Raw genomic sequence first — 18,075 nt, forward strand, 5'->3', positions numbered from 1 at the left:
CCGAAGGTGGCGTTATCAGCGGATAAACAGCTTCTGGATCAGCTTCTGAATCGACTTGCCATAGGGCGGGTAGATCAACTTCGCCGCGTTCAGGCGCTGTTTGACCAGTACACCCTTGGCCTTGCTGAACGTCAGGAAGCCTTCGTGGCCGTGGTAATGGCCCATGCCCGACGGGCCGATGCCACCGAACGGCATGTCGTCCTGGGCGACGTGCAGCAAGGTGTCGTTCAGGCACACGCCACCGGAATGGGTTTCGTGGAGTACGCGCTCCTGTTCACCCTTGTTGTAGCCGAAGTAATACAAGGCCAGTGGGCGTGGGCGCTGGTTGATGTAGGCGAAGGCTTGGTCAAGGCCGCGATAAGGCACGATGGGTAAGAGCGGGCCGAAGATTTCGTCCTGCATCACGGTCATGTCGTCGCTGACATTCAGCAGCAGGCTGTGGGCCATACGCCGCGCCTGGCCTTGCTCGTAAAGCGCAATCAGCGTGGCGCCCTTGTCGGTGGCGTCCTTGGCATAGGCATTGAGCCGGGCCAGTTGGCGCTCGTTGATGATGGCGGTGTAGTCCGGGTTGTCGGCCAGGGTCGGATAAAACCCACGGACAGCCTTGGAATAGGCCTCGACAAAACCCTCCACGCGATCTTCCGGCACCAGCACATAGTCTGGCGCCACGCAGGTTTGCCCGGCGTTCAAGGCTTTGCCGAAGGCGATACGCTCGGCGGCGTCCTTGAGGGGCACATCGGCCGAGACAATGGCCGGCGACTTGCCGCCCAGCTCCAGGGTCACCGGCGTGAGGTGTTCAGCCGCCGCACGCATCACGTGCTTGCCGATGCTGGTAGCGCCGGTGAACAGCAGGTGATCGAAGCGCAACTTGGAAAACGCCATGCCTACTTCGGCTTCGCCCAGCACTACGCATACCAGGTCCTCGGGGAAGATCCGGGCCAGCAGCGCCTTGAGCAGTTCACCGGTGGCCGGCGTGGATTCGCTGAGCTTGAGCATCACCCGGTTACCGGCGGCCAAAGCTCCCACCAACGGGCCGATGGCCAGGTACAGCGGGTAGTTCCACGGCACGATGACGCCGACCACGCCCAGGGGTTGGTAAATGACCTTGGCCGAGGCGGGCTGGAAGGCAATACCTACGGCGCGGCGGGACGGTTTCATCCAGCCCTTGAGGTGTTTGCTGGCATAGTGAATGCCATGCAGGCTGGGCATCAGTTCGGCGAACAGGGTTTCGTCTGCGCTGCGATGGCTGAAGTCCTGGCTGATCGCAGTGATCAGTGCCTGGCGTTCGTCGCTGAGCACATCCCGCAGGGCCTTGAGCCATTGCTGGCGTTGCGCGGCGGGCGGCATCGGGTTGGCGGCGTAGGCGCGACGCTGGGCTTCGAACAGGTTCTGGAGCTGATCCAGCGCCTGGGAATCTTGCAGGTAGGCAACGTTGGCAGACATGGCGCAGTTCCCGATTGTTATAGGTCTGCCTGGATTTTTAGAGTCATTGCTCTAAATTGTCAAATAACATTGCAGCAACATCCAGATTTAACCTGGCCGGGATAGGCCGTAAGATGCCCCATCCCGTGTATAGAAGCTGATCCCCTATGGCACCACGAGTAAAGACCAGCGAGCGCATTGTGCAAACCAGCCTGGAGCTTTTTAACCAGCAGGGCGAGCGCAGTGTCAGCACCAACCATATCGCCGCCCACATGGAAATTTCCCCGGGCAACCTGTACTACCACTTCCCCAACAAGCAGGCGATCATCGCCGTGCTGTTTCGTGAATACGAAGCCTTGGTGGACAGCTTCCTGCGCCCGCCCCAGGGCCGTGCCGTTACCGTCGAAGACAAGCGTTTCTATCTGCAGGCCGTATTGGCAGGCATGTGGCGTTACCGCTTCCTGCACCGCGATCTCGAACACTTGCTGGAGAGCGACCCGGAACTGGCTACCGGTTACCGGCGGTTTTCCCAGCGTTGCCTGATCCAGGGCGGTGCTATCTATCAAGGGTTTGTCGATGCCGGCATTCTCAATATGGACCCGGTGCAAACCGAGGCCCTGACCCTGAATGCCTGGATCATCCTGACCTCGTGGGTGCGGTTCCTGTGTACCACCAATGAAAAATCCACCCATCTGAGCGCCGAGGCGATCAAGCGCGGGGTGTACCAGGTGCTGGTGCTGGAGGCTGGGTTTGTCACGCCCCAGGCCAGAGAGGCGGTGGATGCCTTGTTCAAAGAATTTTACGTGCCGTTGAATCAGGCACTGGAAGAAGTGAAGTAGGACCTTTCCCGAATCTGTCTGCAGGAGACCGTCATGCCGCTTGCCCAACTGATCAGCCCCCCACAATTGGCTGCACGCCAGCAGACTGCCGGGCTGGTGATCCTCGATTGCCGCTTTGCCCTGGAAGACCCGGACTACGGGTTGTGCAGTTACGCCGAAGGGCATATCGAAGGCGCGCAATATGCCGATCTGGAGCGGCATCTGAGCGGCCCGGTGACCAAGGGCGTGACCGGTCGTCATCCTTTACCTGTGGCGGACACGTTCGCCAAGCAGCTGCGGGCCTGGGGCATCAGCGCCGACACCGATGTGGTGCTGTATGACGATGGCCCCGGCGCCTATGCCGCTCGGGCCTGGTGGCTACTGGCTTGGCTGGGCAAGCGTGAGGGTGTGTTTATCCTCGACGGTGGCCTCAAGGCCTGGCATGCCGCCGGCTTCCCTTTGAGCCTGGATGCGCCGGTGACTGAGCCGGGCACCTTTGCCGGTACGCCGGATAATCGGTTGCTGCTGGATGCTGAACACCTGCACAAACGCCTGGGCCGACCTGGCCTGACCCTGATCGACGCCCGCGCACAGGCGCGTTTTCGTGGCGAAGTAGAGCCCATCGACCCGATCGCCGGGCACATTCCCGGTGCGCAGTGCGCGGCGTTCACTGAGAACCTGGGCAGTGATGGGCGCTTCCTGCCGGCCGAGCAGCTCAAGCAACGTTTTGCCGCGCAGTTGCAGGGGCGCCCGGCTGAAGAATTGGTGGCGTATTGCGGTTCAGGGGTGACGGCGTGCCATAACCTGTTTGCGCTGGCGTTGGCGGGGTATCCGTTGGGCAAGCTGTATGCGGGGTCGTGGAGTGAGTGGATTACGGATCCCAAGCGGGAAGTGGCAACAGGTGACTGAGCGATCGGCCCTGTAAACCCAATCAAAATGTGGGAGGGGGCTTGCTCCCGATTGCAGTGGGTCAGCTAAGGATAAGCTGACTGTTCCACCGCTATCGGGAGCAAGCCCCCTCCCACATTTTTATCCATGTTGTGCCAGTAGCCATTGTGGGATGCGGCGTTCCAAGTAATAGCCGGGACGCTTCAGCGAACCCTCCACAAACCCCACATGCCCACCCTTTGCCAGCAGCTCAAACTCGGTGCATTCCGAGAGTTCACTGGCCTCCGGCAAGCTGTGGGCAAACACAAACGGGTCATCGGCCGCCTGGATGATCAGCGTCGGCGTGCGAATGTCGCCAAGGTAATAACGGCTCGACGCACGGCGATAATAGTCTTCGGCATTGAGGAAGCCATGCAGCGGCGCAGTCACTCGCCCGTCGAAGTCCCAGAACGTGCGCATCTTCTCCAGCGAGCCAAGGGCTTCCAGGGTTTTGAGCCCATCGTCACGGCCATCGAGCAGGAACTGGCGCTGCTTGACGCGGATATACGCCAGCATCTCGCGCATGAAATGTTTCTGATAAACCCGCGAAAACCCCAGGCCGATGCGGTCGGCGCACTGGTCCAGGCGAAACGGCACCGACACCGCCGCCGCGCCTTGCAGCTGCGACGCCGCGCCGGTTTCCCCCAAATGCTTGAGCAACACATTCCCACCCAGTGAATACCCCACGGCATACAGCGGTGCCAGTGGCCGTTTGGCGCGCAAGTGAGCAATCGCCGCGGCCAGGTCTTCGCTGGCGCCGGAGTGATAACTGCGGGCCAGAAGGTTTGGCTCGCCCGAGCAGCCGCGCCAGTTCAATGCAGCACTGGCCCAGCCCTGGGCGGCGAGGGCTTTTTGCAGGCCGGCCACGTAGGGCGAATTGGACGAGCCGGTCAGCCCGTGCAGCACCAGTACCAGCGGTGCTTGCAGGTCATGGGGGCCATGCCAGTCGAGGTCGAGGAAGTCGCCGTCTTCCAGCCACAGGCGTTCGCGTTGGCGTTCGATATGGGTCGTTGGGCGCAACAGCGGCCCCCACAGTGTTTGCAGGTGGGGGTTACCGAGGCCGAAGGCGGGTTTGAACAAGTCGGAAGAGGGGGTCATGAAACTCTCGGTAGCCAGTGAGCATGCCGTGGCAAGCTCACTGGCCACAGGTTAAGCGGCGCTTTCGACCAAGCGGTGCCATAACGCGTAATACACCCGCCCGGACTTCTGCTCCCGGTGCAGGCGCCAGATGCCCGGCAAGCCGAGCGTGGACGGTGCGGTCTCGCTTTCAGTGTAGATCCAGGCATCCGGCGCCAACCACTGGCGCTCTTCCAGCAATGCGCACACGGTCGGCAGCAGGTTCTGGTTGAACGGCGGGTCGAGGAACACCACGTCATATTCAGTCGCCGTCTGGGTTTCCAGGTAGCGCAGCGCGTCGGCCGTCTGCACCTGGCCGGTGGTGCAACGCAGCGTGCCCAGATGCTCCTTGAGGCTGGACACCGCCACATTGCTGGCGTCCAGCGCCTGGCCCTGGGCCGCGCCACGGGACAGCGCCTCCAGGAACAACGCGCCACTGCCGGCGAACGGATCCAGCACCTTGGCCCCGCCGATGTACGGCGCGAGCCAGTTGAACAGGGTTTCCCGCACGCGATCGGGTGTGGGGCGCAGGCCCACGACGTCGGGGAAGCTCAGCTTGCGGCTGCCCCATTCACCGCCAATGATGCGCAGTTGGCCCACACCGTTATGCACGTTGTGGACAGGTTTTTTCGGGCGAGATGAACTGGCCATTAATGCTCCGGAACCCCGAGCGGCTGCTCGGCAGGTTTATCAGTGGGGGGCGGTAGTGGCTTTTGCGCAATCGTCGGGCCGGCGGTCACGATGACCATCTTGTCGGCGCTCAAGTGTTTGTTCATGGCAGCCTTGACCTGCTCTACGGTCAGGGCCTGGGATTGTTTCATGAAATCTTCCAGATAGTTCAGCGGCAGGTTGTAGAAACCCATGGCGCCCAACTGCCCGACGATATCGGCATTGCTCGCGGTGGACAGCGGGAAGCTACCGGCCAGCTCACGCTTGGCGTCATCCAGTTCTTTTTGCGTCGGTCCGGTCTTGAGGTAGTCAGCCAGCACATCTTCAACCAGGCGCAGCGTGCCGCCGCTCATTTCGGCGCGAGTCTGCAGGTTGATCATGAACGGGCCACGCACCTGCATTGGCGAGAAACCGGAGTACACGCCGTAGGTCAGGCCGCGCTTTTCACGCACTTCACTCATCAAGCGGGTGCCGAAGCCACCGCCGCCGAGGATCTGGTTGCCCAGGGACAAGGCTGCGTAGTCCGGGTCGGCGCGGTCGATACCCAGTTGTGCGAACAGCAGGTGAGTTTGCTTGGATGGGAACTCGATACGGCTCAGGCCGGCTTTTGGCTCGGTCGGCTGGGCGATCTTCGCCATGGCCGGGCCTTTGGGCAGCGAGGCAGAGACCTTGGCCGTCATGGCCTCGGCTTCGGCGCGGGTCAGGTCGCCCACCACGGCGATCACCGCATTACCTGCCGCATAGGCTTTGGCGTGGAACGCCTGCAACTGCGCCAGGGTAATCTTCGGCACGCTCTCGGGGGTGCCTTCGCTCGGGTGAGCGTAAGGGTGGTCGCCGTACAGGCGCTTGAACAGTTCGATGCTCGCCAGTTTGGCGGGGTTCTGCTTCTGGTACTCGAAACCGGCCAGGATCTGGTTCTTGATCCGTGCCAGCGAATCAGCCGGGAACGTCGGCTGGCCGATCACTTGGTCAAACAATGCCAGGGCGGCGGTGCGTTTATCGCTGTCGCTCAGGCTGCGCAGGGAGACCAGCGCCATGTCACGGTAGGCACCATTGCCGAAGTCGGCACCCAAACCTTCAAAACCGCTGGCGATCTGGCTGACATTCTTGCCCGGCACGCCTTCGTTGAGCATGGCGTTGGTCATCAGCGCCAGGCCCGGCGTGTCGCCGTCCTGGCTGCTGCCGGCAGCAAACAGGATGCGCATATCGAACATCGGCAGTTCATGGGCTTCGACGAACAGCACCTTGGCGCCCTCGGCGGTGGTCCAGGTTTGTACGTCGAGCTTGCGGTTGGTCGGTGCCTTGCCGTCCAGTTCCGCCAGGGATTGCAGGGTGTTGGTCGTTTGAGCCTTGTCCAGGGCCTGGCTGGCGACCGACTCGCTCGGGCGCAGGAAGTACACGGCACTGGCCGCGATCAGGGTGACGGCGATCAGGCCGGGCAGGATCAGGCGGCTGTTTTTACGATCACTCATGAGCGGTCTCCTCAGGCAAAACATGGGCGACGCTCAGACGTTCGCGGGTGAAATAGGTGCGCGCAGCTTTCTGGATATCTTCCGGCGTGACGCTTTGCAGGTCGGCCAACTCGCTGTCCATCAGCTTCCAGGACAGGCCGACGGTTTCCAGGGAGCCGATGGCCGTGGCTTGGCTGGTGATCGAGTCGCGCTGGTACACCAGGCCGGCGATGACCTGGGCACGGATCCGCTCCAGTTCTTCGGCAGTCGGCGGCTTGGCTTTTAACTCATCCAGCAAGCGCCACAGGCCGGCTTCGGCTTGGGCGACGGTCTTTTTCTTCTGCTGGTTGGGCGTGGCCGATAGCATGAACAGCGTATCGCCACGGGTATAGGCGTCGTAATTGGTGGAGGCGGCGGACACCAGTTCCTCACCACGCTCCAGTTGTTCGGAGATACGTGCGCTGTAGCCGCCGTCCAGCAAGGCCGAGATCAGGCGCAGGGCTTGCACCGAGCGCTTGTCTTCGGCGGTGGCCAGGCCCGGTACGTTGAAACCGAGGAACACGCTCGGCAACTGGGTCTGTACGTGCAGGGTCAACAGGCGCTCGCCAGGTTCGGCCAACTCCAGTGGGATCTTCGCTGGCGGAACGTCACGCTTGGGGATCGGGCCGAAGTAGCGCTGGGCCAGGTTTTTCACCTCGTCCGGGGTCACGTCGCCGACCACCACCAGAGTGGCGTTGTTGGGCACATACCAGGACTGGTACCAGTGGCGCAGTTCCTCAACCTTCATGCGCTCCAGGTCGGCCATCCAGCCGATCGTCGGGGTGTGGTAGCCGCTGGCGGGGAAGGCCATGGCCTTGAAGCGCTCGTAGGCCTTGGACATCGGGTTGTCGTCGGTGCGCAGGCGGCGTTCTTCCTTGATAACCTCGATTTCGCGGCTGAACTCGTCGGCCGGCAGGCGCAGGCTGGCCATGCGGTCGGCTTCCAGTTCAAAGGCGACGCCCAGGCGGTCTCGGGCCAGCACCTGGTAATAAGCGGTGTAGTCATCGCTGGTGAACGCGTTTTCTTCGGCGCCCAGGTCCCGCAGGATCAGCGAGGCCTCGCCGGGGCCAACCTTGGCACTGCCCTTGAACATCATGTGTTCCAGGGCGTGGGACAAACCGGTCTGGCCCGGGGTTTCGTAGCTTGAGCCAACCTTGTACCAGACCTGGGAAACCACCACGGGCGCGCGATGATCTTCGCGCACGACCACTTTAAGGCCGTTATCCAGAATGAATTCATGGGTGGGTTGTGGGTCGGCAGCCAAAGCTGAGAGGGGCAGACAAACTGTGCTGAGCAGCAGGCCTGCGGCGCGGCGGGCTAGAGCATTCATTCGTTTTTAAACCTGTTGGGCTGCCCGCTTGGTCTTAGCGTCGGCGGGCGAGGAGGTGCTAGGATACTGATCCGATTTAGGGACGGCCACTGTGGTCGTCATCTTATCCTGGGTCCAGTCGTAGGAAAGTTGGAATAGATGGTGGGTTTCCCCGACGATCTTCCACTTTTCGCCGATTTTATCGCTTCAGTCCTATATTGAAACGATTTGCCAAGGCCTTTATTTACGCCTTACAAAATGTTGCGCATGAACAAGCGGGCGTTAAAGCAGTCTGTTCTGCATCGAATTTATTTACCGAAGCGCCCTGGCGCATCGCTACTTTGAGATAGCCGTCCTCCATGTTTGGTTCCAACGACGACAAGAAGAGCCCAGCTGCGGCTGGCGAGAAAAAAGGCCTGTTCGGATGGCTGCGCAAAAAGCCGCAGGAAACCGTCGTCGAACAGCCGCAGGTTCAACCTGAGCCTATTCCTGAGCCTTTACCTGAGCCTCCAGTAGAAGCCGAGCCGGTTGCCGAAACCCCGGCGCCAGTGGTGTTGCCAATGGCTGAGCCGGTCTTGCAGCCGGTGGTCGAGGCAGAACCCGAGCCTGAGCCCGAGCACAAACCGTGGCTGGAGCTGCCGGTGGCCGAAGAGCCTGTGGCACTGGTTGAAGATGTCCAGGCTGAGCATGTAGTGCCGCCGATTCCGGCGGTGGTTGAACCCGTGGACGTTGCGGTGCAGGCGCCAACTGTCGTTGAAGTCGCTGCTCCGGTGGTTGCCGCCGCGCCCGAGGTGATCGAGCCGCAAGTTGCGGCCGTCCCTGCCGAAACCAGCAAAACCGGCTTCTTCGCCCGTCTCAAGCAGGGCCTGAGCAAGACCAGCGCCAGTATCGGCGAAGGCATGGCCAGCCTGTTCCTGGGCAAGAAGGTCATTGATGACGAACTTCTGGAAGACATCGAAACCCGTCTGCTCACCGCTGACGTGGGTGTCGAAGCCACTGCCGTGATCATCCAGAGCCTGACCCAGAAGGTCGCGCGTAAACAGCTGACCGACGCTGATGCCCTGTACAAATCCTTGCAGGCCGAACTGGCTGCGATGCTTAAGCCGGTGGAAGCGCCGCTGGTGATCACGCCGAACAAGCCGTTCGTGATCCTTGTAGTCGGCGTCAACGGCGCCGGCAAGACCACCACTATCGGCAAGCTGGCGAAGAAGCTGCAGGGCGAGGGCAAGAAAGTCATGCTTGCCGCGGGTGACACCTTCCGTGCCGCAGCCGTCGAGCAGTTGCAGGTGTGGGGCGAGCGCAACAAGATCCCGGTGATTGCCCAGCACACTGGCGCCGATTCCGCTTCGGTGATCTTCGATGCCGTGCAAGCCGCCAAGGCCCGTAATATCGACGTGTTGATCGCCGATACCGCCGGTCGCCTGCACACCAAAGACAATCTGATGGAAGAGCTGAAGAAAGTCCGCCGTGTCATCAGCAAGCTCGACGCCGACGCGCCGCACGAAGTCTTGCTGGTGCTCGACGCCGGCACTGGCCAGAACGCCATCAGCCAGGCCAAGCAATTTAACCAGACGGTGCAACTGACCGGCCTGGCATTGACTAAGCTCGACGGCACGGCCAAGGGCGGTGTGATTTTCGCCTTGGCTAAACAGTTCGGGTTGCCGATTCGTTATATCGGTGTCGGTGAAGGCATCGACGACCTGCGCACCTTTGAGGCCGAACCCTTTGTACAGGCACTCTTTGCCGAGCGGGAGCGTTCATGATTCGATTCGAACAGGTCGGTAAACGCTATGCCAATGGGCATGTGGGCTTGCATGAGCTGAGCTTTCGAGTGCGTCGCGGTGAGTTTTTGTTTGTCACCGGCCATTCCGGCGCTGGCAAAAGCACCCTGTTGCGCCTGCTGCTGGCCATGGAACGCCCGACTACCGGCAAGTTGCTGCTGGCGGGCCAGGACCTGGCCACCATCAGCAATGCACAAATTCCGTTCCTGCGCCGCCAGATCGGCGTGGTGTTCCAGAACCACCAATTGCTGTTCGACCGTACAGTGTTCAATAACGTGGCTTTGCCGTTGCAGATCCTCGGGCTGTCCAAGGCCGAGATCGTCAAGCGTGTGGATTCGGCCTTGGAGCGCGTGGCGTTGTCGGACAAGACCGACCTCTACCCAGGCGACTTGTCCACCGGCCAGCAACAACGCGTCGGTATCGCCCGCGCCATCGTCCACCGCCCGGCCTTGCTGCTGGCGGACGAACCCACCGGTAACCTCGACCCGCGCCTGGCGGCCGAGATCATGGGGGTATTCGAAGACATCAACCGCCTGGGCACCAGCGTACTGATCGCCAGTCACGACCTGGCCCTGATTGCCCGCATGCGCCATCGCATGCTGACGTTGCAACGCGGTCGCCTGATTGGCGATGGGGAGGCCGGCGTATGAGTGCCACTCGCAGCCCTAAAGTTTCCGAGCGCGTGGCGCCGAAGCCGGCCGATCCGCAACCGCCGAAGAAAAAACGCGACGAAGACGACGGTCCCGACTTCGGCACCTTGCTGCATGCCTGGATCGAAAGCCACCGCGCCAGCTTGGTAGACAGCCTGCGCCGCCTGGGCAAGCAGCCGATCGGCAGCTTTTTCACCTGCCTGGTGATGGCAGTGGCCTTGAGCCTGCCGATGGGCTTGTCGCTGCTGCTTAATAATGTGGAGCGCCTGGGCGGTTCCTGGCAGCGTGCGGCGCAGATTTCGCTGTACCTGAACCTGGACACCAGTAGCAAGGAAGGCGAAGCGCTGCGTGACGACATCAAGAACATCCCGGGCGTTGCCGAGGCCGAGTACATCAGCCGCGACCAGGCCCTTGAGGAATTCCAGCAGCAGTCCGGCCTGGGCGAGGCGCTCAAGGAGCTGCCACAAAACCCGCTGCCGGGCGTGGTGCTGGTGACGCCAAACGAAGTCGATAAGCCGGCGCTGGAGGCCCTGCGACAAAAACTCGCAGAGATGCCGAAGGTGCAACAGGCACAACTTGATCTAGTCTGGGTAGAGCGCCTGGCCGCGATCCTCAAGCTGGGCGACCGCTTTGTGTTCGGCCTGACGGTGTTGTTGGTGTCTGCATTACTTTTGGTGATAGGTAATACCATTCGTCTTCATATTGAAAACCGTCGCACCGAGATAGAAGTGATTAAACTGGTCGGCGGCACGGACAGCTATGTGCGTCGTCCTTTTCTATACATGGGCGCGCTTTATGGCTTGGGTGCCGGGATATTGTCCTGGGGCGTGCTGGCATTTGGCTTGGACTGGCTGAACGACGCGGTTGTCGGGCTTGCCGGGCTCTACGGCAGTGATTTCGCCTTGGCGGGAGTGCCGGTTGCCGATGGTCTGAGTCTCTTGCTTGGCGCGGTCTTGTTGGGGTATATCGGTGCCTGGATTGCGGTGGCACGGCATTTACGTGAGCTGGCACCGAAGTAGTTAATGCCAGGGTAATGTGGTTTCGTTTGTATTGACCGTATCAGTGGTTTAGGGAACTTGTCCTACGGTTCCCGGTCAATTTTCGCAGTGCTGAACTGCACGAGTTATGTGAGTCGGAGGTTTTTTCGTATGACCACTTCTTTGCAACCTGCTTATGCCTTGGTCCCGGGTGCGAACCTGGAAGCCTATGTGCACACGGTCAACAGCATTCCATTGCTGACGCCCGAGCAGGAGCGTGAACTGGCCGAGAGTCTCTACTATGAGCAGGATTTGGGGGCGGCTCGGCAGATGGTGCTCGCCCACCTGCGTTTTGTCGTACATATCGCCCGTAGCTATAGCGGCTACGGCCTGGCCCAGGCTGACCTGATCCAGGAAGGCAACGTTGGCCTGATGAAGGCTGTAAAGCGCTTCAACCCTGAGATGGGTGTGCGCCTGGTATCGTTTGCTGTGCACTGGATCAAGGCGGAAATCCACGAGTTCATCCTGCGCAACTGGCGCATTGTGAAAGTCGCGACCACCAAGGCCCAGCGCAAGCTGTTCTTCAACCTGCGCAGCCAGAAGAAACGCCTGGCGTGGCTGAACAACGAGGAAGTCCACCGCGTGGCCGAAAGCCTCGGCGTGGAGCCTCGTGAAGTGCGCGAGATGGAAAGCCGCCTGACCGGCCATGACATGGCCTTCGACCCAGCCGCGGAAGCGGATGACGACAGCGCCTTCCAATCGCCGGCCAACTACCTGGAAGACCACCGGTACGACCCGGCGCGTCAACTGGAAGACGCCGACTGGAGCGACAACTCCAACCACAACCTGCATGAAGCGCTTGAAGTGCTGGACGACCGCAGCCGTGACATCCTCTACCAGCGCTGGCTGGCGGAAGAAAAAGCCACGCTGCACGACCTGGCGCAGAAGTACAACGTGTCGGCCGAGCGAATTCGTCAGCTTGAGAAAAGCGCGATGAACAAGCTGAAGCTGTCGATCGCCGCTTGATCCAGCTGGCAAAGCTGGGTCAAAAATGTGGGAGGGGGCTTGCTCCCGATAGCAGAGTGTCAGTCGACATATGAGTGACTGATCCACCGCTATCGGGAGCAAGCCCCCTCCCACATTTGTTTTGTATTGTGTCAGTCGGACCAGGGGGCTTTGCGTGAGTTGTTCAACTCCGCCAGGTAGCCACTGCCACCTAATTGACTCATCTGCTGGCGAATCCAGGCCGCTCTGCGCGCCACATACGCCGTCGGATGGCTGGCACTCCACACCCTTGGATTAGGCAACACCGCCGCAAGGTAACTGGCCTGTTGCCGCGAAAGCCCCTTGGCACTCACGCCAAAGTGGTGCCGCGCCGCCGCCTCCGCGCCAAACACGCCTTCATCCCATTCAACACTGTTGAGATACACCTCAAGAATCCGCTCCTTGGGCCACAACACTTCGATCAACCCGGTAAACCACGCCTCCAGGCCCTTGCGCAAATAACTGCGGCCGGTCCACAGGAACAGGTTTTTCGACACCTGCTGGCTCAAGGTGCTGGCGCCGCGAATCGAACCGCCGCGCTCGTTGTGCAGGATCGCCGCCTGGATCGCGCCAAAATCAAAGCCCCAATGCTGCGGGAAGCGCTGGTCTTCACCGGCCATCACCGCTACTTTCAGGTCGTCGGAGATCTCATCCCACGGCACCCAGCTGCGCTGCAGGTCAATAGGTTCGCCGTCGACCCAGGATTCGACCTTGCGTTCCACCATCAGCGCAGTGAACGGCGGCGGCACGACACGAAACAGCAACACCAGCAACACACTGCCGATGGCAAACCATTTCACGACGTTGAGAAAGCGTTTGAAGAGGACACGCAGCATAGAGATGGCTTGGCCGAACCCGTTGAGCGGGCCATTATACAGACCCTGCCCGATGAGTCTGACTGGAGTTCCCCATGCTGCGTAGCTTTCTGATGCTGGCTGCCTTTTTCGGCTTTACCGGCGTCGCCCTCGGTGCGTTTGCCGCCCACGGCCTGAAAAACCGCCTGAGCGCCGAGTACCTGGCGATCTTTCATACCGGGGTGACCTACCAGTTGGTGCACGCCCTGGCACTGTTCGGCGTGGCGTTGCTGGCGGCGCATATTCCGGGGCGGCTGGTGACTTGGGCGGGTATCTCGTTTGCGGTCGGTATCCTGCTGTTCTCCGGCAGCCTGTATGTGCTGACGATGACCGGTATCAGCAAGCTCGGCATCATTACGCCGTTCGGTGGGCTGGCATTCCTGCTGGGCTGGTTCTTTCTGGGCCTGACGGCGTGGCGCTTGCAGCTTTGACCGCTTGACGCTTGCAGCTGACCTCAGGTCCCAATCGCGCTAGAATGCGGGCCCCTAAAAACGATGGCGGCCCGTGGCATGCGCATTCAGTTGAACGGCGAATCCTTTGAACTGCCCGACGGCGAAACCGTCGCGGCCCTGCTGACCCGTCTGGACTTGACCGGGCGTCGCGTCGCAGTGGAGCTCAACCTGGATATCGTCCCGCGTAGCCAGCACGCCGAGACTGCGCTCACCGAAGGTGACCAGGTCGAAGTGGTCCACGCCATCGGCGGCGGCTGATCACGCAGTTTCCTGAATTCTGCAGAACCTCACCCCATTTCGAGGATTTCCCATGAGCATCGTTCGTAACGACACGCCTTTCGTCCTGGCCGGTCGTACCTACCAGTCCCGTTTGCTGGTCGGCACCGGCAAGTACCGCGACATGGAAGAAACCCGCCTGGCCATCGAAGCCTCGGGCGCCGAGATCGTCACCTTCGCCGTGCGCCGCACCAACCTCGGCCAGATCGAAGGCGAGCCGAACCTGCTCCAAGTGCTGTCGCCGGATCGCTACACCTTCTTGCCGAACACCGCCGGTTGCTACGATGCCATCGAAGCCGTACGCACCTGCCGCCTTGCCCGTGAGCTGCTCGACGGCCACAACCTGGTGAAGCTGGAAGTGCTGGCTGACCAGAAAACCCTGTTCCCCAACGTGATCGAAACCCTCAAGGCCGCTGAAACCCTGGTCAAGGAAGGTTTCGACGTGATGGTTTACACCAGCGATGACCCGATCATTGCGCGCCAACTGGCAGAAATCGGCTGCATCGCCGTGATGCCGCTGGCGGGCCTGATCGGTTCCGGCCTGGGTATCTGCAATCCGTACAATCTGCAGATCATCCTCGAAGAAGCCAAGATCCCCGTGCTGGTGGATGCAGGTGTGGGCACTGCCTCCGATGCCACTATCGCCATGGAACTGGGCTGCGACGCGGTACTGATGAACTCGGCCATCGCCCATGCCCAGCAGCCGATCATGATGGCCGAAGCCATGAAACACGCCATCGTTGCAGGCCGCCTGGCCTACCTCGCCGGGCGCATGCCGAAAAAACTCTACGCCAGCGCCTCTTCGCCGCTGGATGGTCTGATCAAGTAAGAGCCATTGATGACTGAATCAAACGAAACGCCGAACACCGTGGAAGAGGGCGACGAGTCCAAGCACCGTCGCATCAAGAGTTTTGTGATGCGTGCCGGCCGCATGACCGAAGGCCAGCAAAAGGGCTTGGAACAAGGTACACCGCTGTTCGTGTTGCCGTTGGCTGACGCGCCGGTGGACTACGACCAGGTGTTCGGCCGTTCGGCCCCGCGTTCCCTGGAAATCGGTTTCGGCATGGGCCATTCCCTGCTGGAGATGGCGGCGGCCGCTCCGGAGCAGGACTTCATCGGTGTGGAAGTGCACCGTCCAGGTGTCGGCGCGCTGCTTAACGGCGTGCTGACCCAGGGCCTGACCAACCTGCGGGTCTACGACTGCGACGCGATTGAAGTGCTCAACCGCTGCATCGCCGACAACAGCCTAGACCGCCTGATGCTGTTCTTCCCCGACCCGTGGCACAAAGCCCGTCACCACAAGCGCCGTATCGTCCAGGCTTCCTTCGCGGAGCTGGTGCGCAGCAAGCTCAAGGTAGGCGGCGTCCTGCACATGGCCACCGACTGGGAACCGTACGCGGAATACATGCTGGAAGTGATGAGCGTCGCCCCTGGCTACCGCAACCTGGCCGAAGACGGCAAATGCGTGCCACGCCCGGCCGAGCGGCCGATCACCAAGTTCGAACGTCGTGGTGAGCGGTTGGGGCATGGGGTGTGGGATTTGAAGTTCGAGAAGCTGGCATAACTCGTCCCCTGACTTGAAATGCAACCAAATGTGGGAGGGGGCTTGCTCCCGATAGCAGTGGGTCAGCTACAGATTAGCTGACTGATCCACCGCTATCGGGAGCAAGCCCCCTCCCACATTTGTATCTGTGTTGGGTTTGAGGTTAGCGGCGGTCTGCCACTACCCCAATCAACACCAGCACCACCAACAACACCGGCGCCAGGCTGTAGTTATTGAACTGGCTCAACCCCCGCACAATCCACGGCGTGGCATAGATCAACGCCGCACCGCTGCCGATCATGCACAGCAGGGCCATCAACGGTACGCGCAAGGCGCCAGCGATGCTGCCCAGGCGCGCTTCGACCCAGCCCTTGATATCGGCGCCAAACAGCACCAGCAAACAGCCCACGAGGGCCAGGGAGATTTCCGACAGGTTGCTACGGCTCCAGCGGGATACGGTGGCGAGCAGGTCGAGTACCAGATCCATTCGATTTCCTTAAGAGCTATCAGCTCAAAAACTTCTGCAACAGGTCATTGAGAAAGAGTTGCCCGCGCTCGGTTGCCGCCAGGCGTGACGGTTCGACCTGCATCAAGCCACTTTGTTCTGCCTCGTGGCGGCCTTCGTCGAGGCTGGCCAGGTCTAGGCCGGTGCGTTCGGCGTAGAGCTTGGCGTCGACGCCTTCGGTCAGGCGCAGGGCGTTCATCAGGAACTCGAATGGCAGCTCTTCGTTGGTCAGTTCTTTCGCCCCAGCCTGAAAGCTTTTGGCCGGGTTGAGGTAGTCTTTGGGCGCACGGGTTTTCCAGGTGCGTACGATGCGCCCGTCCGGGTGGCTGAGCTTGCCATGGGCGCCGGCGCCGATACCGATAAAGTCGCCAAAGCTCCAGTAATTCAGGTTGTGCCGCGCCGGGCGGCCGGGCTGGGCGTAGGCCGACACTTCGTATTGCGCGTAACCGTGTTCGGCGAGCAGCGCCTGGCCGGCTTCCTGGATATCCCACAACGTGTCGTCTTCCGGCAGCGCGGGCGGCTGGTTCCAGAATACGGTGTTGGGTTCCAGGGTCAGTTGGTACCAGGACAGATGCGTCGGCTTGAGCGCGATGGCCTGGCGCAGGTCGCCCAGGGCATCGTCCAGTGACTGGTTGGGCAAACCGTGCATCAAGTCCAGGTTGAAGTTATCGAACCCGGCCTGGCGCGCCATGCCGGCAGCGCGCACGGCTTCATCGCCATTGTGGATACGGCCCAGGGCTTCAAGCTTCTCTTGCTGGAAGCTCTGGATGCCGATGGACAGGCGATTGATCCCCAGTTTGCGGTACGCCACGAACTTCTCTTGCTCGAAGGTCCCGGGGTTGGCTTCCAGGGTGATCTCGATATCAGCGGCGAACGCAATACGAGCTTCTACGCCCTTGAGCAAACGGCCCAGGGCGGCGGCGCTGAACAGGCTGGGCGTGCCGCCACCGAAGAAAATCGAGCTCAGTTCCCGGCCGTAAACGGCGTGCAGGTCTTGATCCAGATCCGCCAGCAGCGCGTCTACGTACTCTTCCTCCGGCAGCACCTTGCTGGCGGTGTGGGAGTTGAAGTCGCAATACGGGCATTTGCGCACACACCACGGGATATGGATGTACAGCGCCAAGGGCGGCAGGTGGGGCAGGGCCGCCCGGGGTGTTTGCGCGCCACCGTGGATCAGTGGCTGCGCAGAGGTGTTCTGGGTCATTTCAAGCCCAGGCGCTGGCGCAGCAAAGCCATGGCGCGGGCGCGGTGGCTGATCTGGTTCTTGTCGGCCGGGCTCAGTTCGGCGCTGGAGACGTTGCGCTCCGGCACCCAGAACAACGGGTCGTAGCCAAACCCATGCTCACCGCTGGCCGCGTGCAGAATGCGCCCCTGCCACAAGCCTTCGCAAAGAATCGGCAACGGGTCATCAGCGTGTCGTACCAGGGCCAGTACGCAGACGAACTGTGCGCCACGCATCGCGTCCGGCACGTCCTTGAGGGCGTCGAGCAGTTTGGCGTTGTTGGCCGCATCGCCCTTGCCGTCGGCGTAGCGTGCCGAATAAATGCCAGGTGCGCCGCCAAGGAAATCGACCGCCAGGCCCGAGTCATCCGCCAGCGCCGGCAGGCCGGAAATACGGGCGGCATTGCGTGCCTTGAGGATGGCGTTTTCGACGAACGACAGGCCGGTCTCTTCCGGCTCCACCTGGCTGAACTCGCCAATCGAACGCAGTTGCACGGATTCACCGAGCATCGCCTGCAGTTCTTTGAGTTTGCCGGCGTTATGGCTGGCCAGTACGAGTTGGGTAAGGTTCATCATTCGGCCGGGAACAGTTCTTGGTTGAATTGGAAGCTATGGGCTTTGCCACCGGTTTCAACGTTGATGGTAAACGTCTTGTATTCGCGCTGGGTCACGGCGTAGGGCGCGAGATAGTTGATTCCACCTTTTTCGTTAATTTGCTTGAAGGTGAGGATCTCGCTCTTGCCGCCCAAATCCTTGATGGTGCCGGTCACTTGTGCGGCCACTGGGGTCACGCCCTTGATCACGGTGACATTGATCAAACCCTTCTCCTTGCTGCGCACCACGCCGACTTCCTGGGCGGTTTCCGGTTGCAGGAAGCTGGAAGTGAAGGTGTTGTAGTGAACGGTGATATCGCCGAAATCTTTCTTGCGATTAGCGTCGATAGCGTCTGCGGCCATGGCGCTCGCGCCCAGGCATGCGGTCAATAGAAAAACAGCCAAACGACTCATGAACGTCCCTCTTG

20 protein-coding genes are annotated in these 18,075 nt (G+C 61.1%); 10 read left to right on the forward strand and 10 right to left on the reverse strand.

Annotated elements, in window-relative coordinates; all coding sequences use genetic code 11:
* Window positions 1-15: 15 nt before the first annotated feature.
* Entirely contained in the window at window positions 16-1,443 is a 1,428-nt protein-coding gene (locus FRT59_RS12715) for a coniferyl aldehyde dehydrogenase (RefSeq protein ID WP_153871363.1), read from the reverse strand.
* 146 nt (window positions 1,444-1,589) lie between these two features.
* On the opposite strand from FRT59_RS12715, the gene FRT59_RS12720 reads away from it, so the two are divergent.
* Together FRT59_RS12720 and FRT59_RS12725 are read left to right on the forward strand one after the other, a co-directional pair.
* Window positions 1,590-2,261 (forward strand): TetR/AcrR family transcriptional regulator, encoded by a 672-nt coding sequence (locus tag FRT59_RS12720; RefSeq protein ID WP_034116256.1) that lies wholly within the window; start codon window positions 1,590-1,592, stop codon window positions 2,259-2,261.
* A 33-nt stretch (window positions 2,262-2,294) separates the two neighbouring features.
* Complete coding sequence (locus FRT59_RS12725; protein WP_153871364.1) at window positions 2,295-3,149, forward strand: sulfurtransferase; 855 nt, start codon at window positions 2,295-2,297, stop codon at window positions 3,147-3,149.
* A 120-nt stretch (window positions 3,150-3,269) separates the two neighbouring features.
* On the opposite strand, the gene FRT59_RS12730 is transcribed toward FRT59_RS12725, so the two are convergent.
* Genes FRT59_RS12730 through FRT59_RS12745 form a run of 4 tightly spaced genes read right to left on the reverse strand, consistent with a single transcriptional unit; the run spans window position 3,270 to window position 7,772 of the window.
* Window positions 3,270-4,265, reverse strand: coding sequence for a hydrolase (locus tag FRT59_RS12730; RefSeq protein ID WP_153837441.1), 996 nt, complete (start codon window positions 4,263-4,265; stop codon window positions 3,270-3,272).
* Window positions 4,266-4,316: 51 nt separating this feature from the next.
* Window positions 4,317-4,934, reverse strand: a complete 618-nt coding sequence (rsmD, locus tag FRT59_RS12735) for a 16S rRNA (guanine(966)-N(2))-methyltransferase RsmD (protein ID WP_153871365.1) — start codon at window positions 4,932-4,934, stop codon at window positions 4,317-4,319.
* Entirely contained in the window at window positions 4,934-6,424 is a 1,491-nt protein-coding gene (locus FRT59_RS12740; RefSeq protein ID WP_153871366.1) for a M16 family metallopeptidase, read from the reverse strand. Before FRT59_RS12740 ends, rsmD begins: the two co-directional genes overlap by 1 nt.
* Window positions 6,417-7,772: a M16 family metallopeptidase gene (locus FRT59_RS12745; RefSeq protein WP_153871367.1), complete on the reverse strand. Its 1,356-nt coding sequence runs from the start codon at window positions 7,770-7,772 to the stop codon at window positions 6,417-6,419. The genes FRT59_RS12740 and FRT59_RS12745 overlap by 8 nt, the downstream gene beginning before the upstream one ends.
* A 338-nt stretch (window positions 7,773-8,110) precedes the next feature.
* On the opposite strand from FRT59_RS12745, the gene ftsY reads away from it, so the two are divergent.
* The 4 genes from ftsY to rpoH all read left to right on the forward strand — a co-directional run bounded on the left by ftsY (window position 8,111) and on the right by rpoH (window position 12,185).
* Window positions 8,111-9,514 (forward strand): signal recognition particle-docking protein FtsY, encoded by a 1,404-nt coding sequence (ftsY, locus tag FRT59_RS12750; protein ID WP_153837445.1) that lies wholly within the window; start codon window positions 8,111-8,113, stop codon window positions 9,512-9,514.
* Window positions 9,511-10,182 carry a cell division ATP-binding protein FtsE gene (ftsE, locus tag FRT59_RS12755; RefSeq protein WP_003234627.1) on the forward strand — a complete coding sequence of 224 codons (672 nt, stop codon included), beginning with the start codon at window positions 9,511-9,513 and terminating at the stop codon, window positions 10,180-10,182. Before ftsY ends, ftsE begins: the two co-directional genes overlap by 4 nt.
* On the forward strand, window positions 10,179-11,201 hold the full coding sequence (ftsX, locus tag FRT59_RS12760; RefSeq protein WP_034116249.1) for a permease-like cell division protein FtsX: 1,023 nt from the start codon (window positions 10,179-10,181) through the stop codon (window positions 11,199-11,201). Before ftsE ends, ftsX begins: the two co-directional genes overlap by 4 nt.
* A gap of 129 nt (window positions 11,202-11,330) precedes the next feature.
* Window positions 11,331-12,185, forward strand: a complete 855-nt coding sequence (rpoH, locus tag FRT59_RS12765; RefSeq protein WP_003176698.1) for an RNA polymerase sigma factor RpoH — start codon at window positions 11,331-11,333, stop codon at window positions 12,183-12,185.
* Between the two features lie 131 nt (window positions 12,186-12,316).
* On the opposite strand, the gene mtgA is transcribed toward rpoH, so the two are convergent.
* Window positions 12,317-13,039, reverse strand: a complete 723-nt coding sequence (mtgA, locus tag FRT59_RS12770; protein ID WP_153871368.1) for a monofunctional biosynthetic peptidoglycan transglycosylase — start codon at window positions 13,037-13,039, stop codon at window positions 12,317-12,319.
* Window positions 13,040-13,113: 74 nt separating this feature from the next.
* Here mtgA and FRT59_RS12775 point away from each other — a divergent pair, with 74 nt between their 5' ends.
* The 4 genes from FRT59_RS12775 (at window position 13,114) to trmB (ending at window position 15,349) form a co-directional block, all read left to right on the forward strand.
* A complete protein-coding gene (locus FRT59_RS12775; protein WP_034116247.1) occupies window positions 13,114-13,488 on the forward strand; it encodes a DUF423 domain-containing protein in 375 nt (124 codons plus the stop codon).
* A 78-nt stretch (window positions 13,489-13,566) separates the two neighbouring features.
* Window positions 13,567-13,767, forward strand: a complete 201-nt coding sequence (gene thiS / locus FRT59_RS12780) for a sulfur carrier protein ThiS (RefSeq protein WP_032865944.1) — start codon at window positions 13,567-13,569, stop codon at window positions 13,765-13,767.
* A 52-nt stretch (window positions 13,768-13,819) separates the two neighbouring features.
* Window positions 13,820-14,614, forward strand: coding sequence for a thiazole synthase (locus FRT59_RS12785; protein ID WP_153871369.1), 795 nt, complete (start codon window positions 13,820-13,822; stop codon window positions 14,612-14,614).
* Between the two features lie 9 nt (window positions 14,615-14,623).
* The gene (gene trmB, locus FRT59_RS12790; RefSeq protein WP_153871370.1) at window positions 14,624-15,349 is read left to right on the forward strand and encodes a tRNA (guanosine(46)-N7)-methyltransferase TrmB; all 726 of its coding nucleotides are present in this window, start codon (window positions 14,624-14,626) and stop codon (window positions 15,347-15,349) included.
* A 142-nt stretch (window positions 15,350-15,491) separates the two neighbouring features.
* Here the strand turns inward: trmB and FRT59_RS12795 are convergent, their stop codons facing one another.
* From FRT59_RS12795 to FRT59_RS12810, 4 genes are read right to left on the reverse strand one after another with little or no spacing between them, the layout of a single operon-like run.
* The gene (locus tag FRT59_RS12795) at window positions 15,492-15,815 is read right to left on the reverse strand and encodes a DUF3392 domain-containing protein (RefSeq protein WP_034116244.1); all 324 of its coding nucleotides are present in this window, start codon (window positions 15,813-15,815) and stop codon (window positions 15,492-15,494) included.
* 19 nt (window positions 15,816-15,834) lie between these two features.
* Entirely contained in the window at window positions 15,835-17,037 is a 1,203-nt protein-coding gene (hemW, locus tag FRT59_RS12800; protein ID WP_034116243.1) for a radical SAM family heme chaperone HemW, read from the reverse strand.
* Entirely contained in the window at window positions 17,034-17,630 is a 597-nt protein-coding gene (gene rdgB / locus FRT59_RS12805) for an RdgB/HAM1 family non-canonical purine NTP pyrophosphatase (RefSeq protein WP_034116242.1), read from the reverse strand. The genes hemW and rdgB overlap by 4 nt, the downstream gene beginning before the upstream one ends.
* Window positions 17,627-18,061, reverse strand: coding sequence for a DUF4426 domain-containing protein (locus FRT59_RS12810; RefSeq protein WP_034116241.1), 435 nt, complete (start codon window positions 18,059-18,061; stop codon window positions 17,627-17,629). The genes rdgB and FRT59_RS12810 overlap by 4 nt, the downstream gene beginning before the upstream one ends.
* Window positions 18,062-18,075 lie beyond the last annotated feature (14 nt).

The sequence above is a fragment of the Pseudomonas haemolytica genome (assembly GCF_009659625.1).
GTDB classification, from domain to species: Bacteria; Pseudomonadota; Gammaproteobacteria; order Pseudomonadales; family Pseudomonadaceae; genus Aquipseudomonas; species Aquipseudomonas haemolytica.